The organism is Prosthecomicrobium pneumaticum (assembly GCF_014199915.1).
GTDB lineage: Bacteria > Pseudomonadota > Alphaproteobacteria > Rhizobiales > Kaistiaceae > Prosthecomicrobium > Prosthecomicrobium pneumaticum.
In genome coordinates, this window is record NZ_JACHOO010000005.1 from 373,249 (window position 1) to 394,850 (window position 21,602).

20 protein-coding genes and 1 tRNA gene are annotated in these 21,602 nt (G+C 72.4%); 4 read left to right on the plus strand and 17 right to left on the minus strand.

Annotation, left to right across the window (positions count from 1 at the left end):
- The first annotated feature begins 3 nt into the window (after window positions 1–3).
- On the plus strand, window positions 4–1,014 hold the full coding sequence (locus GGQ63_RS14005; protein ID WP_183856885.1) for an ABC transporter ATP-binding protein: 1,011 nt from the start codon (window positions 4–6) through the stop codon (window positions 1,012–1,014).
- Between the two features lie 70 nt (window positions 1,015–1,084).
- On the opposite strand, the gene GGQ63_RS14010 is transcribed toward GGQ63_RS14005, so the two are convergent.
- The 6 genes from GGQ63_RS14010 to hemC form a co-directional block, all read right to left on the minus strand.
- The gene (locus tag GGQ63_RS14010; protein WP_183856887.1) at window positions 1,085–2,554 is read right to left on the minus strand and encodes a gamma-glutamyltransferase family protein; all 1,470 of its coding nucleotides are present in this window, start codon (window positions 2,552–2,554) and stop codon (window positions 1,085–1,087) included.
- Window positions 2,555–2,808: 254 nt separating this feature from the next.
- Window positions 2,809–2,884: transfer RNA gene (locus GGQ63_RS14015), tRNA-Thr, on the minus strand.
- A gap of 116 nt (window positions 2,885–3,000) precedes the next feature.
- Complete coding sequence (locus GGQ63_RS14020; RefSeq protein ID WP_183856889.1) at window positions 3,001–4,848, minus strand: heme biosynthesis protein HemY; 1,848 nt, start codon at window positions 4,846–4,848, stop codon at window positions 3,001–3,003.
- A gap of 6 nt (window positions 4,849–4,854) precedes the next feature.
- Window positions 4,855–6,021, minus strand: coding sequence for a COG4223 family protein (locus tag GGQ63_RS14025; protein ID WP_183856891.1), 1,167 nt, complete (start codon window positions 6,019–6,021; stop codon window positions 4,855–4,857).
- A 50-nt stretch (window positions 6,022–6,071) separates the two neighbouring features.
- Window positions 6,072–6,788, minus strand: coding sequence for a uroporphyrinogen-III synthase (locus GGQ63_RS14030; protein ID WP_183856893.1), 717 nt, complete (start codon window positions 6,786–6,788; stop codon window positions 6,072–6,074).
- Window positions 6,789–6,793: 5 nt separating this feature from the next.
- Window positions 6,794–7,723, minus strand: a complete 930-nt coding sequence (gene hemC, locus GGQ63_RS14035; RefSeq protein ID WP_343061145.1) for a hydroxymethylbilane synthase — start codon at window positions 7,721–7,723, stop codon at window positions 6,794–6,796.
- Between the two features lie 95 nt (window positions 7,724–7,818).
- Here hemC and tsaD point away from each other — a divergent pair, with 95 nt between their 5' ends.
- Both tsaD and GGQ63_RS14045 read left to right on the plus strand, forming a co-directional pair.
- The gene (gene tsaD, locus GGQ63_RS14040; RefSeq protein ID WP_183856897.1) at window positions 7,819–8,898 is read left to right on the plus strand and encodes a tRNA (adenosine(37)-N6)-threonylcarbamoyltransferase complex transferase subunit TsaD; all 1,080 of its coding nucleotides are present in this window, start codon (window positions 7,819–7,821) and stop codon (window positions 8,896–8,898) included.
- A gap of 72 nt (window positions 8,899–8,970) precedes the next feature.
- Window positions 8,971–9,987, plus strand: a complete 1,017-nt coding sequence (locus GGQ63_RS14045) for an NAD(P)H-dependent glycerol-3-phosphate dehydrogenase (RefSeq protein WP_183856899.1) — start codon at window positions 8,971–8,973, stop codon at window positions 9,985–9,987.
- Here GGQ63_RS14045 and GGQ63_RS14050 read toward each other — a convergent pair.
- From GGQ63_RS14050 to GGQ63_RS14060, 3 genes are read right to left on the minus strand one after another with little or no spacing between them, the layout of a single operon-like run.
- Window positions 9,984–10,559, minus strand: a complete 576-nt coding sequence (locus GGQ63_RS14050) for a DsbE family thiol:disulfide interchange protein (RefSeq protein WP_183856901.1) — start codon at window positions 10,557–10,559, stop codon at window positions 9,984–9,986. The two genes, GGQ63_RS14045 and GGQ63_RS14050, sit on opposite strands and share 4 nt — an antisense overlap.
- Window positions 10,556–10,702: a heme exporter protein CcmD gene (gene ccmD / locus GGQ63_RS14055; protein WP_183856903.1), complete on the minus strand. Its 147-nt coding sequence runs from the start codon at window positions 10,700–10,702 to the stop codon at window positions 10,556–10,558. The genes GGQ63_RS14050 and ccmD overlap by 4 nt, the downstream gene beginning before the upstream one ends.
- A 10-nt stretch (window positions 10,703–10,712) precedes the next feature.
- Window positions 10,713–11,441, minus strand: a complete 729-nt coding sequence (locus GGQ63_RS14060) for a heme ABC transporter permease (protein ID WP_183856905.1) — start codon at window positions 11,439–11,441, stop codon at window positions 10,713–10,715.
- A 182-nt stretch (window positions 11,442–11,623) separates the two neighbouring features.
- On the opposite strand from GGQ63_RS14060, the gene GGQ63_RS14065 reads away from it, so the two are divergent.
- Window positions 11,624–11,947 (plus strand): hypothetical protein, encoded by a 324-nt coding sequence (locus GGQ63_RS14065; RefSeq protein WP_183856907.1) that lies wholly within the window; start codon window positions 11,624–11,626, stop codon window positions 11,945–11,947.
- 21 nt (window positions 11,948–11,968) lie between these two features.
- Here the strand turns inward: GGQ63_RS14065 and GGQ63_RS14070 are convergent, their stop codons facing one another.
- The 8 genes from GGQ63_RS14070 to GGQ63_RS14105 all read right to left on the minus strand — a co-directional run bounded on the left by GGQ63_RS14070 (window position 11,969) and on the right by GGQ63_RS14105 (window position 21,254).
- A complete protein-coding gene (locus GGQ63_RS14070) occupies window positions 11,969–13,585 on the minus strand; it encodes an FGGY family pentulose kinase (RefSeq protein ID WP_183856909.1) in 1,617 nt (538 codons plus the stop codon).
- Window positions 13,585–14,286, minus strand: a complete 702-nt coding sequence (locus GGQ63_RS14075) for an HAD family hydrolase (RefSeq protein WP_183856911.1) — start codon at window positions 14,284–14,286, stop codon at window positions 13,585–13,587. The genes GGQ63_RS14070 and GGQ63_RS14075 overlap by 1 nt, the downstream gene beginning before the upstream one ends.
- 18 nt (window positions 14,287–14,304) lie before the next feature.
- Window positions 14,305–15,792: a mannitol dehydrogenase family protein gene (locus tag GGQ63_RS14080; protein WP_183856913.1), complete on the minus strand. Its 1,488-nt coding sequence runs from the start codon at window positions 15,790–15,792 to the stop codon at window positions 14,305–14,307.
- Between the two features lie 42 nt (window positions 15,793–15,834).
- Window positions 15,835–16,833, minus strand: a complete 999-nt coding sequence (locus GGQ63_RS14085) for an ABC transporter ATP-binding protein (RefSeq protein WP_183856915.1) — start codon at window positions 16,831–16,833, stop codon at window positions 15,835–15,837.
- A 13-nt stretch (window positions 16,834–16,846) separates the two neighbouring features.
- Entirely contained in the window at window positions 16,847–17,677 is an 831-nt protein-coding gene (locus GGQ63_RS14090; RefSeq protein ID WP_183856917.1) for a carbohydrate ABC transporter permease, read from the minus strand.
- Window positions 17,678–17,680: 3 nt separating this feature from the next.
- Window positions 17,681–18,553, minus strand: a complete 873-nt coding sequence (locus tag GGQ63_RS14095; protein ID WP_183856919.1) for a carbohydrate ABC transporter permease — start codon at window positions 18,551–18,553, stop codon at window positions 17,681–17,683.
- Window positions 18,554–18,781: 228 nt separating this feature from the next.
- Window positions 18,782–20,095, minus strand: a complete 1,314-nt coding sequence (locus GGQ63_RS14100) for an ABC transporter substrate-binding protein (RefSeq protein ID WP_183856921.1) — start codon at window positions 20,093–20,095, stop codon at window positions 18,782–18,784.
- A 217-nt stretch (window positions 20,096–20,312) separates the two neighbouring features.
- Complete coding sequence (locus GGQ63_RS14105) at window positions 20,313–21,254, minus strand: sugar-binding transcriptional regulator (RefSeq protein WP_183856923.1); 942 nt, start codon at window positions 21,252–21,254, stop codon at window positions 20,313–20,315.
- Window positions 21,255–21,602 lie beyond the last annotated feature (348 nt).

Consider the following 21,602-nt stretch of genomic DNA (forward strand, 5'->3'; position numbering starts at 1 on the left):
TCCATGACCACCGCTCCCGCGACCCCCGGCCTCGCGACCGCCGCCGATCCGATCCTGAGCGTGCGCGGCCTGTCCGTCGAATATGAAGCGAGCCGTCCCGGCTTCTGGTCGAAGCCGACCCGCGTCCAGGCGCTGCGCGACATATCCTTCGACATCCGCCCCGGCGAGACGCTCGGCCTCGTCGGCGAATCGGGTTCCGGCAAGACGACGATCGGCCGCGCGGTGCTGCGCCGGATCGACACGTCCGACGGCCGCATCCTCTTCAAGGGCCAGGACATCACCAATGTCCGCGGCGAGGCGCTCAGAAAGCTGCGCCGCCACATGCAGCTGGTCTTCCAGGACCCCTATGCGAGCCTCAACCCGCGCATGCGCGTGCTCGACATCGTCGCCGAGCCGCTCATCGTGCACGGCATCGTCCGGTCCGCCGAGGAGGCGCGCGACCAGATCGGCGAGCTGCTGCGCCTGACCGGCCTGCCGCGCGATGCGCACGACCGCTTCCCGCACGCCTTTTCCGGCGGCCAGCGGCAGCGCATCGGGATTGCCCGCGCGCTCGCCCTGAAGCCGGAATTCATCGTCGCCGACGAGCCGGTCTCCGCGCTCGACGTCTCGGTCCGCGCCCAGGTCGTCAACCTGCTGCAGGATTTGCAGAAGGAGCTCGGTCTCGCCTATCTCTTCATCGCCCACGACCTGTCGGTGGTGCGCCACATCTCGCACCGGGTGGCGATCCTCCATTCCGGCCGGCTGGTCGAGATCGCCGATCGCGACACGCTCTACGAGAATCCACTGCACCCCTATACCGAGGCGCTGCTCTCGGCCGTGCCGGTGCCTCATCCGCGCACCCAGAGGGCACGCAAGCGCCTGATCTACAAGGGCGACATCCCCGACGTCGCGCATTGGCCGACGGGCTGCCATTTCCACGCCCGCTGCCCGCACGCGACCGAGCGCTGCTCCCTGCAGGTGCCGCCGCTGGTGCGCAAGGCCCCCGACCACCAGGTCGCCTGCTGGCACCGCTGAAGACGGCGAACGACGAAAATGAAAAAGGCGCCGTCTCCGGCGCCTTTTCTCATGGGTGTGGCGACGCGGCTCAGAGACCGAGGACCGTGCCGTCCTTGCGCCGGTCCGAGGCGCCGACGAGGCCGCCATCGGGCGTCCGCATGACGAACTGCGCACCGCCGAAATCGGACCGTCCGGCGATCTCGCCGCCGGTCGGCTCGACATAGCCGGCCGCCGCGAAGGCGGCGACGAGCGGCGCGGGCGTGCCCGGCTCGACCGCCAGCTCCATGCCGCTCTCGAACCGCCAGCGCGGCGCGTCGAGCGCGGCCTGCAGCGGCTCGCCCCAGGCGGCGATGCGGATCAGCAATTGCACATGGCCCTGTGGCTGCATCGCGCCGCCGACCACACCGAAGCCGGCATGGAAGCGGCCGTCCTTCAGCGCCGCAGCCGGGATGACGGTGTGATAGGGGCGCTTCCCCGGCCCCGGACCGTTGACATGGCCCGGCTCGGAGAAGCCCGAGCCGCGGTTCTGCAGCACGAAGCCGCAGCCCGGCACACCGATGCCCGACCCGAAGCGCTTGAAGACGCTCGTCATCAGGGTGATGGCGAGGCCGTCCCGGTCGACGACGACGGTCGCAACGGTATTCCCGGCCGGGTCGGCGACCGTCTTCTTCGCCGTTTCGAATCCCTTCGCCATCGCCTTCACGGCGGCGATCATCGTCGCCGGGTCGTCGCGCTCGAGCGGCAGCGGCTCGAGCGCCCCGAGCGCCTCGATGACGGCGAGACCATGCGTGTTGGGCGGGCATTCGAGCACGTCGAGGCCGCGGAAACGGGTCGCGAGCGGCACGTCGAAATCGCCGCGATGGGCGGCGAAATCGGCCGCGGCGAGCACGCCGCCATGGCTCCGCGCCGCCCGCTCGGCGGCCCGCGCCGGCTCGCCTTCGTAGAAGGCGGAGGGTCCTTCGGCGACGATCGCCTCGAGCACGGCGGCGAGCCCGGGATTGGCGAAGGTCTCGCCCGCCTTCGGCACGGCGCCCGCGCGATAGAGCGCGGCCGCGACAGGATCCCTCGCAATGACGCCCTCGAACACGCTCCATTCGCGGCCGCAGATCGGTCCGACGACGAAGCCGTCCCGGGCGAGCGCGATCGCCGGCGCGAGGAGGCGGGCGATCGGCAGCCGGCCGAAGCGGGCATGGAGGTCGAACCAGCCGGCGACGGCGCCCGGCACGGTGAGCGACAGCGGATGGCGGTCGGGAATGCGCCGGGCGGGCAGCGCCTCGACGAGATCGGCGGTGAGCGCGGCGGGCGCCCGGCCGGTGCCGTTATAGGTGAGCGGCGCGGCGTCGGGCGGCACGATCATGGCGAGCATGTCGCCGCCGATGCCGGTCGCCATCGGCTCGACGACGCCGAGCACGGCATCCGCCGCGATCGCCGCGTCGATCGCGCTGCCGCCCTCGGCGAGCACGGCGCGCGCCGCCTCCGCGGCGAGCGGGCTGCCGGTCGCGACGATGGCATGGTCGGCCCGCACGCCCTCGGGCGGGATCGTCGGATGCGGGGTCATGGGAATCCTCTCGGCGCGGCGACAAATAGGAGGCTGCTACCGCATATATCCCGTCGCCGCGCGCCCGTCCATGGCCGGCGGTCCTGCGGGAGGCCGTGCGCCGGGTATCCGGCGCGTCCCTTCCCGCCGGCGTTGCGGGTGTATCCGGGAGTCGGCCGACCGACCGGGTATCGTTGCGCGGTCCGCCCGGCGCAAGGATCGTCGGTCCGACCCGGCGGTGTCGGGGCGATGGATGTTCAGAGGCTGCGAGGAGATGGTGCCGCAAGAGGGATTCGAACCCCCGACCCCGTCATTACGAATGACGTGCTCTACCAGCTGAGCTATTGCGGCGTCGGGGCGCTAGATAGCCGGAATGCGGCGGCGTTTCAAGCGCGTCCGCTCAAACACGATGCAGGCGCTGCGCGAGCGGGGCGCGCCGGCGAGGCCGCTGGCGGCACGGCCATCGCTCAAACGAGGTGCAAGCGGTCGATCCCCGGGCGGGGCTCGACGAGGTCGCCTTCCGGTCCGGGATCGTCGGGCGGCGGGGGCGGCATCACCTCGTCCTTGCGGCGCCGGGCGGCCGAGGGCTTCGCGCCCTCCACCCGCGGCACCACCGGAGCCGTGGCGGGCGACGCCGGGACGGCTGCGACCGCGGGCTTTGCCGCCGGAGCCGGGATCGGCGTCGATGCCGCCGCGCCGCCATCGGCAGCCGCGGCGAGCGATGCGGACGCCGCGGGCCGGACGGCTGGTGCGGCAGCGGGCTCCGCCTCGGCCGACGCCGCGGTGCGCGTCGCCGGTCGAATCGGCGGCGTCACGGGCGCGGTCGCATCGGGCTGCACGGGGCGGGCGGCGATCTGCGGCGCGGCGAGCGCCGCTGCCGTCCGCGGAGCGGGCTGCGTCGGGGCGGACGGGGGGCGCGCCGGGAGTGCCGGCTCGGCGGCGCGGGCGACGGTGTCAGCGGGTTCGGCCACCGCGGGCGCCTCGAGCGCGGCGGGCTCCGCGCCGGTGGCGAGATCGAGCGGCTCCGGCGCGCCGATCAGCGCGGCAGGAGCCTTCCATTCGAAGGCGTCGAGCCGGCCGGTGACCGGCGAGATCGGCGCCCAGCGGGCGGCGGCGATGCCATCCGCGATCCAGGCCGGATCGCGCGGCGCCCGCACGGCGCGGCCGAGCAGTTCGCGGGCGCGGCCGAGATCGCCGGCCTCCTCCTCGATATCGGCGAGCAGCAGGAACACGCGCTCGCTCGGCGCCTCGCGCGCGACCTCGGTGGCGAGCCGCCGCGCCTCGCCGAAGTCGCGCTCTTCGAGCGCCGCCCTGGCGAGGGCGAGCCGTCCTTCGACATGGCCCGGCACGAGCGCGGCGAGCTTCTCCATCCGCTTGCGGCGGTCGCGCGCCGCATCGCCGGGCCGCAGTTCGGCATAGGCGTCGGCGAGTTCGGGATGCGGCCCGCGGCGCCAGGCGGCTTCGAGGATGCGCGCGGCGCGGCGGGTCTCGCCGAGCCGGGTGAGAATGCGGGCGGCGAGGGTGGCGGCCGGCACGAGGTCGGGCGCGAGCCGCACCGCATCGAGGGCGAGCGCCTTCGCCTCGCTCGGGCCGCCCTGCTCGGCGGCGAGGCCCTGCGCGGTCAGGAGCACCGCGCGATAGCGATGCGCCCGCTGCCGGTCGATCAGCTTCGCATTGAGATTGGTGGCGAGGGTGAGCAGCGCACCGCGCCAGTCGCCGGCCGCCGCCCGATAATCGAAGAGCGCCGTGCCGGCCCAGCGCAGCGTCGGGGCGAGCGCGGCCGCCTCCTCGGCGAACTGCCGCGCCGCCTCGTGTTCGCCGCGCCGCTGCGCCTCGACGAACAGGCCGTGCAGGCCGAGCAGCCGCGTCTCGGGGTCGGCCCGCATCGCCTCGAAGGCGGCGCGCGCGCCGGCCGTGTCGCCGGCGAGCTGGGCGGACTGTGCCGCGAGGAGCAGGGCGAGCGGCTCCTCGCCGAGGATCCGGCGCGCCTCGACCGAGAGCCGCCGGGCGAGCCGGGTGTCGCCGGCGCCGACCGCGATCATGCCGCGCGACAGGGCGCGATAGCCGCGATCCCGCTTGCGGCCCGAGAAGAAGCGCCCGATCAGGCGCGGCGTGCGGAAAATGCCGGAGACGAGCGCCCAGAGAAGCGCGAGCGCGACGAACAGCGCGGCGAGCGCCACGGCCGCCACCATCAGCGTGGTGCGGAACTCGCGCCCCTGCCAGACGAGCGTGACGTCGCCCGGATTGTCGGCGAGCCAGGCGAAGCCGGCGGCGGCGACGAAGACGATCGCGAGGGTGGCGAGCAGGCGCAGCATGGGTCCTCAGCGGCCGGAGAATTTCTGGCGCAGGGCGGCGACGTCGCGGTCGAGCGCGATGCGCGTGTTCGCCTGCGCCGCCCAATCGGCGGAAGCGGCCTGGCCGGCCGGCCCGAGCGTCTCGCGCTCGGCGAGCGCGGTCTGAAGATCGCCGGCGGCGACGGCCGCCTCCATGCGGGAGACGATCGCGCTGGTCGATTCGCCCGAGATCGCGCCGACCGGCCGCACCGAGACGAGCGAGCGGGCCGAGGCGCCGAGCCGGTCGAGCAGGCCGGCTTCCGGGTCGGGCCGGGCGGCGGCGCGGCGGACCGCCTCGGCGACCGGGGCGAAGCGCTCGGCGAGATAGGCCTTCGAGGGCACGCCGCGCTCGGCGGCCGGTCCGAGCGCCGCGAGCGCCGGATCGTCGCCGATGATGGCGCGGAACTGGCCGAGCTCGACCTGGAAGGGCTGTCCACGGCCGGCCGCCTCGACCAGCGCGGTCAAGGCGATGGTGCGGGCGGCGGCCTCGGTCTGGGGGTCCTTGGGCGGCGCGCTGACGAGACGGTCGACCCGTGCGGCGAGCGCATCGATCCGGCCGCCCAGTGCGGCGAGTTCGCCGCTCGGCACGGCCTCGCGCACCGAGGTCTCCGTGGCGCGGTTCTCGAGCGCGGCGAGCCGATCCTCGAGCGGACCGAGATCGGCCGGCGGCGGCGTGCCCTCGAGCGCAGCGATGCGCTGGTCGAGCGCGGCGAGTGCCGCGGGATCGGCGCCGGCCGGCGTCGCATCGATCCGCCTGGTGGCCTCGGTGAGGCTCGCGCCGAGGCCGTCGACCCGGGTTGCGAGCGCCGCGAGCCGGCTGTCGACGCTCGCCTGGACGACCGGATCCTCGCCCGGCGCGGCGATGAAGACGGTGACGAGCGCACCGACCACGCCGCCGACGAGGCCGGCCGCAAGGAGGGGAACAAAGGCGGGGACGGCGCGCCGCGGCGGCGCGGCGTCGGCCGGAGGCTCTTCCGCCGTGCCGCCGGCGCCGGTCGCGGAGCCGGCGGTCCGCTCGGACTCCGGCGGGTCGACCGATTCGCGGCTGAAATCGCGCTGCCCGAGGTCGATCGTCGGCGCGGGCCGCGCCGGCGTCCTCGGAGGCCGCGCCTTGTGCGTCTCGGCCTTGTGCGCCTCGTTGTCGCTGTCGCTCATCATCCACTCCGCTCGAAGCCCGACTATAGAGCAAAGCGAGCATGGCCGCTTCAAGACGGCGCGGTTCGGGGGAGCAACGCCAGAAGCGCCGCTTCGTTCGCCGCTGCGGCGACATGAACGGTTTTCGCGCCCGCCCCGCGCGCGGCGGCCCCGACCGCCTCCGACAGGACATAGGCGGCGACCGGGGGAAAGGCGAGACCGGCGGCGGCGAGAAGCGCGCCGAACCGGGCGGCGCTCGCCGGGGAATAGAGGAGCACGCCGTCGAGCGCGCCGGCCCGCCAGAGGTCGGCGATCGCCGCCGGCAGGATGTCGGCCGCCGCCATGCGATAGGCCGGCACGCGGCGGACCGGGATGCCGGCGGCCCCGAGCGGCGCGACGAGATCGGCCGCCGGCTCCTCGGCGGCCGGCCACAGCGCGACGCCGGGGCGGCCGGCGAGCCGGCGTTCCGCGCGTGCGATCAGCGCCGCGGCGTCGCCGGCCGCCGATTCGACATCGGAGAAGCCGGCCTCGCGCGCGGCCTCCGCGGTGCGGTCGCCGACCGTGAGCACGGGCAGCGCGCGCCATGCGGCGACGCGGTCCCATGCGGCGAGCGCCCGCACCGCATTGGCGCTCGTCAGCAGGAGGGCCGAGGGCGGCTCGGAGAGATCGGGCGGCGGCAGGATCAGAGGCTCGGCGAGCGGGGCGAGGATCGCCGTGTGGCCGAGCGCCTCGAGCCGGGCGGCCGTGCGCGCCGCATCCTCCGCCGGGCGCGTCACCAGGAGCCGCATCGGGCTCAGCCGGGCATCAGCGTCGCCGCGCCGGCGGCGAGGAGGGCCTCGGCGGCGGCAAGGCCGAGCGCCGTCGGCTCGCTGATCGGGCCGTCCTGCACGGTCTCGCAAGACGCCCGGCCGTCGGGCGACAGCACGGTGCCGCGGAAGGTGAGCCGCTCGCCGTCGCGCAGTGCCAGACCGCCGATCGGCGTGCGGCAGGAGCCGTCGAGCCGGCCGAGAAAGGCCCGCTCGGCGAGCAGGCAGAGCGTCGTCTCGGCGTCGTCGATCGCCCCGACGAGGCCGAGCGAACGCGCGTCGTCGGCCCGCGTCTCGATGACGACGGCACCCTGGCCGGCGGCGGGGAGGAAGCGGCCGGTGTCGAGCGGCTCGCGGACATGAGCCGTCAGGCCGAGCCGGTTGAGGCCAGCCATCGCGAGCAGCGTGCCGTCGGCGACGCCGTCGGCGAGCTTCTTCAGCCGCGTCTCGACATTGCCGCGGAACTCCACCACCTCGAGGTCCGGCCGCAGCCGCAGCGCCATCGCCTTGCGACGCAGCGACGAGGTGCCGAGCACGGCGCCTTCCGGCAGCGCGTCGAAGGAGGCGTAACGGACCGACAGGAAAGCGTCGCGCACGTCCTCGCGCGGCAGGAAGGCGGAGAGCGCGAGCCCGTCCGGCAGCACGGTCGGCATGTCCTTCGAGGAATGCACGGCGAGGTCGATGCGGCGATCGAGCAGCGCCTCCTCGATCTCCTTGGTGAACAGGCCCTTGCCGCCGACCTCCGAAAGCGGCCGGTCCTGGATGCGGTCGCCCGAAGTGCGGATGACGACGATCTCGATCGTCTCTTCGACGACCCCGTGCGCGGCGGCGAGCCGGCCGCGCACCGTGTGCGCCTGGGCGAGCGCGAGCGGGCTGCCGCGCGTGCCGATACGGAGGAACGGAGCGGTCGATTGCACGGCCTCGGGTCCCGGTGCTAGGTGACGGGCGTTTCCGCCCTTTTGGACCCTGGCGCAGCCCGCCGCAACCATTCCGAACGCGTCGAAAGGCCCCGATGATCGTCCTCGGCATCGAGACGAGCTGCGACGAGACCGCGGCGGCCGTCGTCCGGCGGGAGCCGGACGGCCGCGGCACGATCCTGTCGAACGTCGTGCTCAGCCAGATCGCCGAGCACGCGGCCTTCGGCGGCGTGGTGCCGGAGATCGCGGCGCGCGCCCACGTGGCCGCGCTCGACGGCATCGTCGCTGCGGCGATGGCGGAAGCGGATGTCGGCTTCGGCGATCTCGACGCGGTCGCCGGCACCGCCGGTCCCGGCCTGATCGGCGGGCTGATCGTCGGGCTCTCGACCGCCAAGGCGATCGCCTTCGCGGCCGGCAAGCCGCTCGTCGCCGTCAATCATCTGGAGGGCCATGCGCTCACCGCGCGTCTCACCGACGGACTCGCCTTTCCCTATCTCCTGCTCCTCGTTTCCGGCGGCCACAGCCAGATCCTGCTCGTCGCCGGCGTCGGCGACTATCGCCGGCTCGGCACGACGATCGACGACGCGCTCGGCGAGGCCTTCGACAAGACGGCGAAGCTGCTCTCGCTCGCCTATCCCGGCGGGCCGGCGGTCGAGCGGGCGGCGGCCTCGGGCGATCCGGCGCGCTTCGCCCTGCCGCGGCCGATGCTCGGCCGGCCGGGCTGCGATTTCTCCTTTTCCGGCCTGAAGACCGCCCTCCGCGTCGAGGCGGAGGCCGCGGCGCCCTTGTCGGAGGCGGATGTCGCCGATCTCTGTGCCGGTTTCCAGGCGGCTGTGACCGATGTGGTGCGCGACCGGGTCGGCCGCGCCATGGCGGGCTTCGCGGCGGAGTTTCCGGGGGTCGACGCGCCGGCGCTGGTGCTCGCCGGCGGCGTCGCGGCGAACCGGGCGATCCGGACGGGCCTCGCCGAAGAGGCGCAGAAGCGCGGCTTCCGTCTCGTCGCGCCGCCGGGAAATCTCTGCACCGACAATGGCGCGATGATCGCCTGGGCCGGCATCGAGCGGCTGTCGCAGGGGCTCGCGGACGGGCTCGACGCGCCGGCCCGGCCGCGCTGGCCGCTCGACGCCCTGTCCGAGCCCGCCTATGGCGCCGGACGCAAGGGGGCCAAAGCGTGACGCCAAGGCACGAGGGCGCCAAGAGACAAGGGCGCCAAACACGAGGGCGCCAAGACACGGGGGCGTCGCGGCATGAAGGATGACGGCGCGACGGGACGCGGCGCGACGAACCCGTGGCGGTCCGTCGCGGTGGTCGGCGCCGGCGCCTGGGGCACGGCGCTCGCCCTCGCCGCGCTGCGGGCGGGCCGCGAGACGGTGCTGATCGGCCGCGACGCCGCGACGATCGCCGCCATGGCGCAGGCGCGGACGAGCGGCCGCCATCTGCCGGGCATCGCGCTGCCGGCCGATCTCGCGCTCGCCGCGAACCCGGAGGCGGCGCGCGGCGCCGATCTCGTGCTCCTCGTCGTGCCGGCGCAGGCGGTGCGGAGCGCGGCGGCCGGGCTTTCGGACGTCGTCGCGCCCGGCACGCCGGTCGTACTCTGCGCCAAGGGTCTCGAGCGCGGCAGCGCCAAGCGGCTCACCGAAGTGCTCGCCGAGGCCTTGCCGGACGCGGTGCCCGCCGTCCTCTCGGGCCCGAGCTTCGCGATCGATGTCGCCCGCGGCCTGCCGACCGCGGTGACGATCGCCGCAGCCGACGAGACGCTCGCCCTCGCGCTCGCGCAGGCGCTCTCCTCGCCGACCTTCCGGCCCTATGGCGAGACCGATCTCGTCGGCGTCGAGATCGGCGGGGCGCTCAAGAACGTGCTCGCCATCGCCGCCGGCATCGTCGCCGGGCGCCGGCTCGGCGCGAGCGCCGCTGCCGCGCTCACCGCGCGCGGCTTCGCGGAGCTGCGCCGGCTCGGCGAGCGGCTGGGCGCCCGGCCGGAGACGCTGATGGGCCTCTCCGGCCTCGGCGATCTGGTGCTCACCTGCTCGTCCGGCCAGTCGCGCAATTTCGCCTATGGCGAGGCGCTGGGGCGCGGCGGCACGGCGGGAACGGCGCTCGCCGAGGGGGCGGCGACCGCGCCGGTGGCGCGCGATCTCGCCCGCCGGCTCGGCGTCGCCATGCCGATCACCGAGGCGGTGGCGGCGATCCTCGAAGGGGAGATCGGCATCGACGCCGCGGTCGACGCGCTGATGACGCGGCCGATCCGGCGCGAGGCCGATTAGGGCGCGAGCGCCGCCTCGATCGCCGCGGTGAGGCCGGGGAGATTGTCCTCGCTGATCGGCCCGATCTGCTTGTAGCGGATGGTGCCGTCGCGGCCGAGGAGGAAGGTCTCCGGCACGCCATAGACGCCCCAGTCGATCGAGGCGCGGCCGTTCCGGTCGGCGCCGATCGCCGCGAACGGGTTGCCGAGATCGGCGAGGAAGGCGGCGGCGTTTTCGGGCTGGTCCTTCTGGTTGATCCCGACGAGGCGGATGCGGGAATCCGCCGCGAGCCGCATCAGCATCGGGTGCTCGATCCGGCAGGGCGCGCACCAGGACGCCCAGACATTGACGAGGGTCACCGTGCCGCGCAGATCGGCCGCCGAAAGGCCGGGCCGGCCGGTTCCCTCGACCGGCGGCAGTTCGGTCGCCGGCGCCGGCCGGCCGATCAGCGCGGAGGGGATCGCCGAGGGATCGCCGCCCTGTTCGAGCCGGACGAGGAAGAGCACGGCGAGCGCGGCGAAGACGAGGAGCGGCAGGACGACGAGGAGGACGCGGCCGAGCGAGCGCGGCGGCCGCTGCGCGGCCCCGCTCATCGCTTCTGCGCCTTTTCGAGCCGCTTCAGCTGCGCCGACAGCCGGGCGCGGTCGACGAGCAGCCAGGCGACCAGCCCGGCGACGACCGCCGCGGTGACGAGATAGGCGCCGATGATGAAGCCGGCATGGGGTCCGAGATCCATCGCCGCCTCCCTACCGCGCCGCCGCGGCGCGCAGCCCGAGCGCCCGGATGCGCCGGCGCATCAGCTCGTTCCGCATGCCGATCAGCACGAGGGCGAGGAAGAGCAGCGTCGCGCCGCCCGCCATGACGAGGAGCGGCACCAGCAGGCTCGGATGGATGGTGGGGCCGCCCATGCGGAAGACGCTCGCCGGCTGGTGCAGCGTCCACCACCAGTCGACCGAGAACTTGATGATCGGCAGGTTGACCGAGCCGACGAGGATCAGCACCGCGGCGGCGCGGGCCGCCCGGGCGGGGTCCTCGACCGCGCGCCACAGCGCGATCAGGCCGAGATACATGAGAAAGAGCACGAGAACCGAGGTGAGCCGCGCGTCCCATTGCCACCACGTGCCCCACATCGGCTTGCCCCACAGCGAGCCGGTGGCGAGCGCGATGAAGGTGAAGGCCGCCCCGATCGGCGCGGTCGCCTTCGCCGCGACATCGGCGAGCGGATGCCGCCAGACGAGCGTGCCGAGCGCGGCGACCGCCATCAGGCCGTAACCGAACATCGACAGCCAGGCGGCCGGCACGTGGATGAACATGATGCGGACCGTCTCGCCCTGCTGATAATCGGCCGGCGCGACGAACAGGGACAGATAGAGGCCCACCGCGAGCGTGATCAGCGCGGCCGCGAGGACGAACGGCAGCAGCCGCCCGGCGAGGGCGGAGAAGCGGGTCGGATTGGCGAGGGTGGCGACGGCCATGGCGACGATTTAGAAGAGTGCGGCGCCGACGGCAATGCGGCGCAGACGCCCGCAGGGCGGAACCGTGACGGCGGCAGCCGCGTTTTGCCGCAGGCCCCGCCCGTGCTAGGGTCGAGTACGGGCAGGAATCGCGTTCGACCCACCCACCGCGTCAAGAAGAAGACGAGAACCAGGCCTTTCAGATGAATTACCGACTTCTCGCGGCGCTCGCCGTGATCGGCCTCTCCGGCTGCACCTCTCTCGAATCCTCCCGTCCCGTCCGGATGGCGTCGATCGCGCCGGAGGAGGGCCTCACCTGGGTCCGCACCGACGGGCAGAGCGGCCGCGCCAATCCGGCGCTGCTCGACCAGTTCGCCGCCGACCGCGCGGCCTGCGTCGCGCCGCCGGCCGACAATGCGGCGCTGCGGGCGGCCGAGAGCTGCATGTCGGCGCGCGGCTATGTCCTCGTCGCGCAGAGCCAGGCCGCCGCCACCGCCGCCGAGTTCCGCCGCCGCCAGGGCTACTGACGAAGAGCGCCCGACGCCGGATCAGGGGGCGGTTCGCTCCGGAAGCGGTGGCGGGACGATCGCATCGGCCGCCATCGCCTCGATCTCGAGGCGATGGGCCTGCATCCGCCGCAGGATCCGGTAGTCGCGCGCATGCGCCCGCGCCGCCCGCGGATCGGGCAGGAAGCTGCGGCCGTCCTGCCGCATGGCGGCGCAGGCCGCGGCGACGCTGTCGTGCCAGCCGGCCGCGGCGGCCGCGGTCGACGCCGTGCCGAGCAGCACCGCGTCCTCGCCGCCGCTGCGGGTCACCGGCCGGCCGAGCGCATCGGCATAGAGCTGCATCAGCAGCGGGCTGCGCGCATGGCCGCCCGCGGCGTGCAGATGGCGGGGGCTGTAGCCCTGCGCCTCGAGATGTTCGACGACCTGGCGCAGGCCGAGCGCGATCGCCACCGCGGTGCGCCAATAGAGCCGGCACAGCCCGTCGAAGGAAGAATCGAGCGCCAGCCCGCTCAGCACGCCGCGCGGCCGCGGATCGGCGAAGGGCGTGCGGTTGCCGTGGAAATCGGGCAGCACGTGCAGTTCGGCGGCGAGATCGCCGCCCGCCTCGGCGCGCAGCGCCTCGATCCGGGTGGCGATCGCGCCATGCGTCGCCCCATCGGGCGTCGTCCCGTGCGCGCGGACGAGATGGTCGAGCAGCGCCCCGCTCGCCGACTGGCCGGCCTCGGCGATCCACAGATCGGGCAGCGCCGCGCCGAGATAGGGGCCCCAGACGGCGGTCGCCGGCCGCGGATCGGCGGAGAAGCCCATCACGCAGCTCGACGTACCGGCGATCAGCGCGAAGTGCTCGTGCCGCTCGGCCGCGTCATGGCCGCCGATCGTGCCGAGCGCGCCGGCATAGGCGTCGATCAACCCGCTCGCCACCGGGATGCCGGCGGCGAGGCCGAGCTCGCCCGCCGCAGCGGGCGAGAGCGTGCCGACGACGCCGCCGACCGGGGTCGCCCGCTCCGGCAGGCCGGCGCGGTCCATGAGGTCGCCGAGCCCGACGCCGTCGAGGAAATCCCTCTGCCAGCCGCCGCGCTGCGGCAGATAGGTCCATTTGCAGGCGAGCGTCGACTGCGACCGGGCGGCCGCGCCGGTCGCCCGCCAGGTGAGGAAATCGGCGAGATCGAAAGCGAGGCCGAGCCGGCGCCAGAGATCGGGCCGCTGCCGCTTCAGCCAGACGAGCTTCGGGATCTGCATCTCCGGCGAGATCCGGCCGCCGGAATAAGCGAGCACGGCATGGCCGGTGGCGTCGCAGAGCGCGGCCTCGGCGGCGGCGCGGTGATCGAGCCAGGCGATGGTGTCGAACCGGCCGCCCTCGCCCGCCCCGCCGAGATCGAGCGGCGTGCCGTCCGCGGCGCGCAGCACGAGGGAACAGGTCGCGTCGAAGCCGAGCGCGGCGACATCGTCGGCGCTCGCCGCCGCCTCGGCGAGCGCGGTGCGGACCGCGACCGCCGCCGCCCGCCAGATCGCCTCCGAATCCTGCTCGGCCCAGCCCGGCACCGGCCGGCTCATGCCGATCGGCCGCGTGGCGCGCGCCCGCAAGGCGCCCTTGCGATCGTAGAGGCCGGCGCGGACACTGCCGGTGCCGGCGTCGACCGCGCAGACGAGATCGCCCATCAGCCGGTCTTCGCGGCGGGGCCGCCGCCGTCGATCAGATCGGGCAGGAGGCGCATGTCGTCGAAGACGCGGTCGGGACGGGCGGCCGCGACGAGGTCTGCGAGCCCGGCGGGGCCGGCATGGCTGCCGCCGAGAAAGCAGAACACGCGCATGCCGGCGCGCTTCGCCGCCTCGATGCCGGCGGGGCTGTCCTCGATCACGGTGCAGGCGGACGGCGCCGCGCCGCGGCTGCGCGCGGCGAGGAGGAAGAGATCGGGGGCCGGCTTGCCGTGATCCACCATGGTCGAACTGTATATGTGTGGCTCGAACCTTTCCAGAAGCCCGGTGACGCGAAGCGTGAGGCGGATGCGCTCCGGCTGGCTCGAGGAGGCGACACAGAACGGCCGGCGGAGCCGGTCGAGCGCCTCGGCGATGCCTTCGACCGGCGCGAGCGCCGCCTCGAAGCGGCGATAGAGCCTGCCCCGCATGGTCGCGAGCGCCGTCTCGGACAGCACGACGCCCTCGGCCGCGAGATCGGCCGCGATCGCCGCCATGCTGCGGCCGAGGAAGCGGCGATAGGCCTCCGCCTCGCCGATCGAGCCGCCCGCCTCCGCGATCGTCTCGCGCAGCACCGCGATCGCGATCGGCTCGCTGTCGACCAGCACGCCGTCGCAGTCGAAGATGACGAGACCGTTCGTCGGCGCCTCGCCCGGTGGGGTCATCAGCGCCTCACGGCGCCCTTACGGCCCGGCCGTGCCGCCGGCGCCATAGCGCGACAGCGTCGCAGCGACGCCCTCGGACCACAGCGCCCGCAGCGCGGCCGCGAAGGCGAGGCGGAACGGCGCGGCGCGGCCGACCTCGCCATAGATGTCGTCCATGGCGAGCCACTGCGCGGGATCGTCCTTGGCGCGCCGCGCGGTTTCGGTCAGCCGGTCCCAGTTCGGGTCGTTCGGGGCGATCGCCGCACCGCTCTCGGTGGTGCCGAAGCAATAGCGGCACCAGAGCGCCGATTCGAGCGCGAGACCGTCGACGGCCTGGCCGCGGGCGAGCCGGTCGGCGATGGTCGGGATGATGAATTTCGGCTGCCGGTTCGAGCCGTCGAGGCAGAGCCGGCGGATCGTGTCGCCGATCTTGGGATTGGCGAAGCGCCGCTTCGTCAGGTCGAAATAGGCGGCGAGGTCGGTGTCGGGCACGGGTGGCACGACCGGAATGATCTCCTCGCGCTCGAGCCGGTCGAGGAAGCCCGCGACGAGCGGATGCGCCATCGCCTCGTGCACGAAATGGATGTCGAGGAGGCCGGCGGGATAGGCGATCGTCGCGTGGCCGCCATTGAGAATGCGGATCTTCATCAGCTCATAGGGGGACACGTCCGGCACGAATTGTACGCCGACCGTCTCGAGCGCCGGCCGGCCGGCCGGGAAATGATCCTCGAGCACCCATTGCCGGAATCCCTCGCAGAACACCGGCCAGCCATCCTCGATGCCGAAATCCTCGGCGAGCATCTGCCGCTCCCGCGCGCCGGTCGCCGGGGTGATGCGGTCGACCATGCCGTTCGGGAAGGCGACGGTGTCGCGGATCCAGGCGGCGAGGCCCGGATCGGTCAGCGCCGCGAGGCCGGCGACGGCGTTCCGCGCGACGACGCCGTTATGGGGGATGTTGTCGCAGGACATCACGGTGAAGGGCGCGATGCCCGCCTCGCGCCGGCGCCGCAGCCCGGCGGCGATCAGGCCGAACACGGTGCGCGGCCCGGCCGGCGACAGGCTGTCCGCGACGATGTCGGGATGGCCGGCATTGAAGAGGCCGGTCGCCGGGTCGATGTAGTAGCCGCCCTCGGTGATCGTCATCGAGACGATGCGGATCGCCGGATCGGCGAGGCGCGCGACGATCGCCGCGCGGTCGCCGGGCGCGATCGCGCCGATCATCGGACCGGTGACGCGGGCGACCGACCGGTCCGCCTCCTGCTCGACCACGGTGGTGAGGAAGTCCTGCGCGGCGAGCGTGTCGATCATCGCCGCGTCGCCCGGCATCACGCCGGTGCCGACAATGCCGAAATCGAGGTCGCGCCCGGTCGCGAACAGATCGTCGAGATAGACGGCCTGATGCGCCCGGTGGAAATTGCCGACGCCGAAATGCAGGATGCCGGCGCGCATCGCCGCGCGGTCATAGGCCGGCACGGCGGCGGTGCGGGCGATCCGGTCGAGCGCTGCGGCCGAGAGCCTGATGGTCATCGTGATCGTTCCGTTTCGGGTCTCTGCTTCTGTCCGCCGGCCTCAGAGCGCCTGGCCGGCAGCGTCGAAGCGATGGATCTTGCTCTCGTCGGGGCGCAGGAAGACCCGCGCGCCATGGCCATAGGCCGCCTCGCCACCGGCCCGTACCGTGAGCGGACCGACCCCGTCGACCGTGACGTGGAAGAAGGTGTCGGAGCCGAGATGCTCGACGACGCCGATCGTGCCGTGCCAGGGGCCGGCCTCGGGGGCGAGCGCGATGTGCTCGGCGCGAATGCCGATCGTTGCGGCGCCGCGCTTCGCCGCCTCTTCGCCGGTGACGAAGTTCATCTTCGGCGAGCCGATGAAGCCGGCGACGAAGAGGTTCTTCGGGTTGCGGTAGAGGGTGAGCGGCGACCCGACCTGTTCGATCCGGCCCTTGTTCAGCACGACGATCTTGTCGGCCATGGTCATCGCCTCGACCTGGTCGTGCGTGACATAGATCATCGTCGTGCCGAGCGACTGGTGCAGCTCGCTGATCTCGAGCCGCATGCCGACGCGCAGCGCCGCATCGAGATTGGAGAGCGGCTCGTCGAACAGGAAGGCGGTCGGTGCCCGCACGATCGCCCGGCCGATCGCCACGCGCTGGCGCTGGCCGCCCGAGAGCTGGCCGGGCCGGCGGTCGAGATAGTCGGTCAGATTGAGGACGCGCGCCGCCTCGCGCACCTTGCGGTCGATCTCGGCCTTGTCGACGCCGGCCATGCGGAGCGGGAAGGCGATGTTCCGGTAGACCGACATGTGCGGGTAGAGCGCATAGGACTGGAACACCATGGCGAGGCCGCGCTTCGAGGGCGGCGTGTCGGTCATGTCCTTGCCGTCGATCAGGATCCGGCCGCCGGTCGTATCCTCGAGCCCGGCGACGAGGCGCAGCAGGGTCGACTTCCCGCAGCCCGAGGGGCCGACGAAGACGACGAACTCGCCGTCCTCGATGTCGAGATCGATCGAGGGGATCACCGCCGTCTCGCCGAAGGACTTCGAGACGTTTTCGAGCCTTATGCTGCCCATGGTCGTTCTCCGATCACTTGACGGCGCCGAAGGTGAGGCCGCGGACGAGCTGCCGCTGCGAGAACCAGCCGAGCACCAGGATCGGCGCGATGGCGAGCGTCGACGCGGCCGAGAGCTTGGCCCAGAAGAGGCCCTCGGGGCTCGAATAGGAGGCGATGAAGGCGGTCAGCGGCGCCGCCTTGATGGTCGACAGGTTGAGCGTCCAGAACGCCTCGTTCCAGGCGAGGATGACGTTGAGGAGGATCGTCGAGGCGATGCCCGGCACCGCCATCGGCGTCAGCACGAAGACGATCTCCTTCCAGCTCGACGCGCCGTCCATGCGCGAGGCTTCGAGGATGTCCCGCGGGATTTCCTTGAAATAGGTGTAGAGCATCCAGATCACGATCGGCAGGTTGCCGAGCGCGAGCACCGCGATCAGCCCGACATGCGTGTCGAGGAGCGAGAAGTCGCGGAAGAGGAGATACATCGGCACGAGCACGCCGACCGGCGGCATCATCTTGGTGGAGAGCATCCACAACAGCGTGCCGCGGGTCCGCTCGGTCGGCGAGAACGCCATCGCCCAGGCGGCGGGAATGGCGAAGACGAGCGCGGCGAGCGTCGAGCCGCCGGCGAGCACGATCGAGTTCATCGCATAGCGCAGATAGTCGCTGCGCGCCTGGACGATCGCATAGTTCTCGAGCGTCCAGTCGAAGAACAGGAAGGAGGGCGGCGTCCTGAACGCCTCCAGCTCCGTCTTGAAGCTCGTCAGCACCATCCACAGGATCGGGAAGAAGACGACGAAGCCGACGGCCCAGCCGAGGGCGGTGAAGACGGCGACACGGGCGGGCGAGGTCCGGCGTGCCATGGGTCAGGCCTCCAGATTCTTGCCGACGAGGCGGACGAGGAAGAAGGCGACGATGTTGGCGAGCACGACCGCCACGATGCCGCCCGCCGAGGCGCCGCCGACATTGTAGTTGAGCAGCGCCTGGGCATAGACGAGGAAGGCGATGTTGGTGGTCTGCTGGCCGGGTCCGCCCTGCGTGGTGACGAGGATCTCGGCGAAGACCGAGAGCAGGAAGATCGTCTCCATCATGATGACGACGGTGATCGGCCGGGCGAGATGCGGCAGGACCATCTCGAAGAAATAGGAGAACGGCCCGGCGCCATCCATTTCCGCGGCTTCCTTCTGCTCGAGATCGAGCGATTGCAGCGCGGTGAAGAGGATCAGCGTCGCAAACGGAAGCCACTGCCAGGCGACGATCAGGATGATCGACAGCAGCGGATGGTGGGTGAACCAGTCGACCGGGGTGAGGCCGAGCGAACGCATGATCCAGGCGAAGAAGCCCGAGACCGGATGCATCAGAAGGTTCTTCCAGACGAGCGCGGAGACCGTCGGCATGATGAAGAAGGGCGCGATCACCATCAGCCGGACGAAGCCGCGGCCCTTGATCGGCTGGTCGAGCAGAACGGCGATCAGGATGCCGAGGACGACGGTGATGAGGAGCACCGCGCCGACGAGGATCAGCGTGTTGACGAGCGCCGTCGTGAAGCCCGGATTGGTGAGAAAGGCGCGGTAGTTGAGCCAGCCGACGAAGCCGCTGCGATCCGGATTGAGCAGGTTGTAGCGCTGGGTCGAGAAATAGAGCGTCATGCCGAGCGGCACGATCATCCAGAGAAAGAGCAGGATGACCGACGGCGCCACCGCGATGCGGCCGATGCGCGTCGACTTCTTGGTCGCCATGGGGATCCTCCTCGGCCCGCGGGTTCTCCCCTCGCCCGCTCGCGGGAGAGGGCTTCGCTTCTTAGCGAGCGAAGCGAGCTTGGATGCGAAGGGTGAGGGCTCTTCTAACCGGGCGGGAAAGGGAAGACCCTCACCCTAACCCTCTCCCGCAAGCGGGCGAGGGGACTTCCAGCCGTCGCCGGTGCAAAGACCCTCTCCCGCCGGGGCGGGAGAGGGCGAGGTGGGCCTCTACTTGATGTAGCCGGCCGCGGTCATCTCGTCGGTCGTGTACTGCTGCGCCTGCGCGAGAGCCTCGTCGACCGTGCTCTGGCCGGCGAGAGCGGCCGAGAAATACTGGCCGACCGTGGTGCCGATGCCCTGGAATTCGGGGATGGCGACGAACTGCACGCCGACATAGGGAACCGGGTCGACCGTCGGATGGGTCGGGTCGGCCGAGTTGATCGAGGCGAGGGTGAGCGCCGCGAAGGGGGCCGCCTTCTGGTATTCCGGATTGTTGTAGAGCGAGGTGCGGGTGCCCGGCGGCACGTTGGCCCAGCCCTCCTTCGATGCGACGAGCTCGGTATAGTGCTTCGAGGTCGCCCAGGAGATGAACTTCTCGGCCGCCTCGACCTTCTGCGAGCCGGCCGGGATGGCGAGGTTCCAGGCCCACAGCCAGTTGGCGTTCTTGCCCTTGCCGGTGTTCGGCGCGAGCGCGAAGCCGACCTTGTCGGCCACCGTCGATTCCTTCGGATTGGTGACGAAGGAGGCGGCGACCGTGGCGTCGATCCACATGCCGCACTTGCCGGCGTTGAAGAGGGCGAGGTTCTCGTTGAAGCCGTTCGAGGAGGCGCCCGGAGGTCCGGCGTCCTTCATCAGATCGACGTAGAAGTCGAGCGTCGCCTTCCAGGCCGGCTGGTCGAACTGCGCCTTCCAGCTCTCGTCGAACCAGCGCGCGCCGAAGGAGTTCGACATGGCGGTGAGGAAGGCCATGTTCTCGCCCCAGCCGGCCTTGCCGCGCAGGCAGATGCCGTAGGTCTCGCTCGCCTTGTCGGTGAGCTTCCTCGCCGCGTCGGCGACGAAGTCCCAGGTCGGGCTCTCCGGCATGGTGATGCCGGCCTTCTCGAACAGGTCCTTGCGATACATGATCATCGAGCTCTCGCCATAGAAGGGCGCGGCGTAGAGCTTGCCGTCCTGCGAGATGCCGGAGCGGATCGCCGGCAGCAGGTCGTCGACATCGTAATCGGCGCCGAGATGGTCGAGCGCGACCAGCCAGCCCTGCTTCGCCCAGATCGGCACTTCATAGGTGCCGATCGTCAGCACGTCGAACTGGCCGCCCTTGGTGGCGATGTCGGTCGTCACGCGCTGGCGCAGCACGTTCTCCTCGAGCGTCACCCACTGCAGCGTGATGTCCGGATTGGCCTTGGTGAAGTCCTCCGTCAGGCCCTGCATGCGGATCATGTCGCCATTGTTGACGGTGGCGATGGTGAGCGTCTCGGCGGAAGCGCCGGCGACGGAAAGCGCGAAAAGCGAGCAGGCCCCTGCGAGAAGTGCCTTGATCGACATGAAATCCTCCCGGTGTCGTCAATGGGCGAGCCATGAGCAAATGCTTCGCCCGTGAGCAATTACTCATACCAGCGCGCGCCGCCGTCAATCCGGAATCGTCGCTGCGGCGCACAAGCAAGGCCTGTCGCGGGGCATCGAGACGTTGGAATCGCGCGGCAATCCATGGTCTGGCCGGTCGCGCCGACGGCTCGCCGGCGGCCGTTGCGCCCGGGGCGCTTCAGGAGAGCAAGGTCCGCGCGGTCGCTTCGTCGGTGACGAGGCCATTGACGAGGCCGCCGCGGATCGCCGCCCGGATGCCGGGGAGCTTGCGCTCGCCCTTGGCGAGGGCGACGACGAGCGAGCGGGCGCGTGAGGGAATCGGCGCGCTCGCGACGCGGGGATTGGTGAGCCCCTCGATCAGTGCGCCGTCACGGTCGAAGGCCCAGCCGACGATCTCGCCGACCGCGCCGGCCGCCTGCAGCGCGGCGAGCTCGTCGCGCCGGATGAAGCCGTCGAGAAAAAGCGGGGCCTCGGGACCGAGATCGCCGATGCCGACGAAGGTGATGTCGGCGCGCGCCGCGAGCTCGAGGGTCGGGCGGATCATCGCCTGGGCGTGCAGCATCGCCCGCTCCTCGGGCGAGGTGGCGATCACCGGCAGCGGCATCGGGAAGGAGCGCGCCGTGACATGGTCGGCGAGGGTGAAGACGACGTTGTAATAGGCGGCCGAGCCGTCCGGCGCGATGTTGCCGGTGAGCGACACCACGCGGTGCTGCGGGCAGTCGATGCGCGGCAGGGATTCGACGACGGCCTTCAGCGTGCGGCCGGTGCCGAGCGCCATGATCGCGGGCTCCGGCCGGCGCAGCCGCTTCTCGATCTCGACGGCCGCGGCCTGCGCGACGCCGAGCGTCGTCGAGGTCGAGCCGGGATCGGTCGGCACCACCTCGCACAGCGCGAGGCCGAACCGCTCGACGAGGCGGCGGCCGAGATCGAGGCAGGCGGCGATCGGATGGTCGATGCGGACCTTGACGAGGCCTTCGGAGACGGCGAGCGAGACGAGGCGCTGCGCCGACTGGCGCGACACGCCGAGCTTGGCGGCGATCTGGTCCTGCGTGTTGCCGGCGACGTAATAGAGCCAGCCGGCCCGCGCCGCCTCGTCGAGCCGCCCGTCATTCGCCGCCATCGCGTTCTTCGTGCCCCTTCGTCCGCATGCGACCCGCCCGGGACGCGCCGGGCGCCGCCTGCCGCCCGCGCTGCATCATAGCGGTGCGCCGTGGTCCGCTGGCAAGAGCTTCGCGTGCGGGCCGCGCCGATGGGCGGGACCGGGCGCGTGTCGGGGCGGCGGCCCGGCTTCGGCTTCCCGGTGCTCTGGGCGGGCGCGGCTTCCCGTGCGGCGGGGCGGGTATCGGCGGGGCGGGTGTCGGGGCGGGGGCGGGGGGTGTTGCCCGTTGTGTGCCCGTGCCTTCGGTTTGGGCCGTGTGTTGTATGCATTGCGTTGAGAATGGCCTTGCGCGGCGGCGGCTCTTGTATA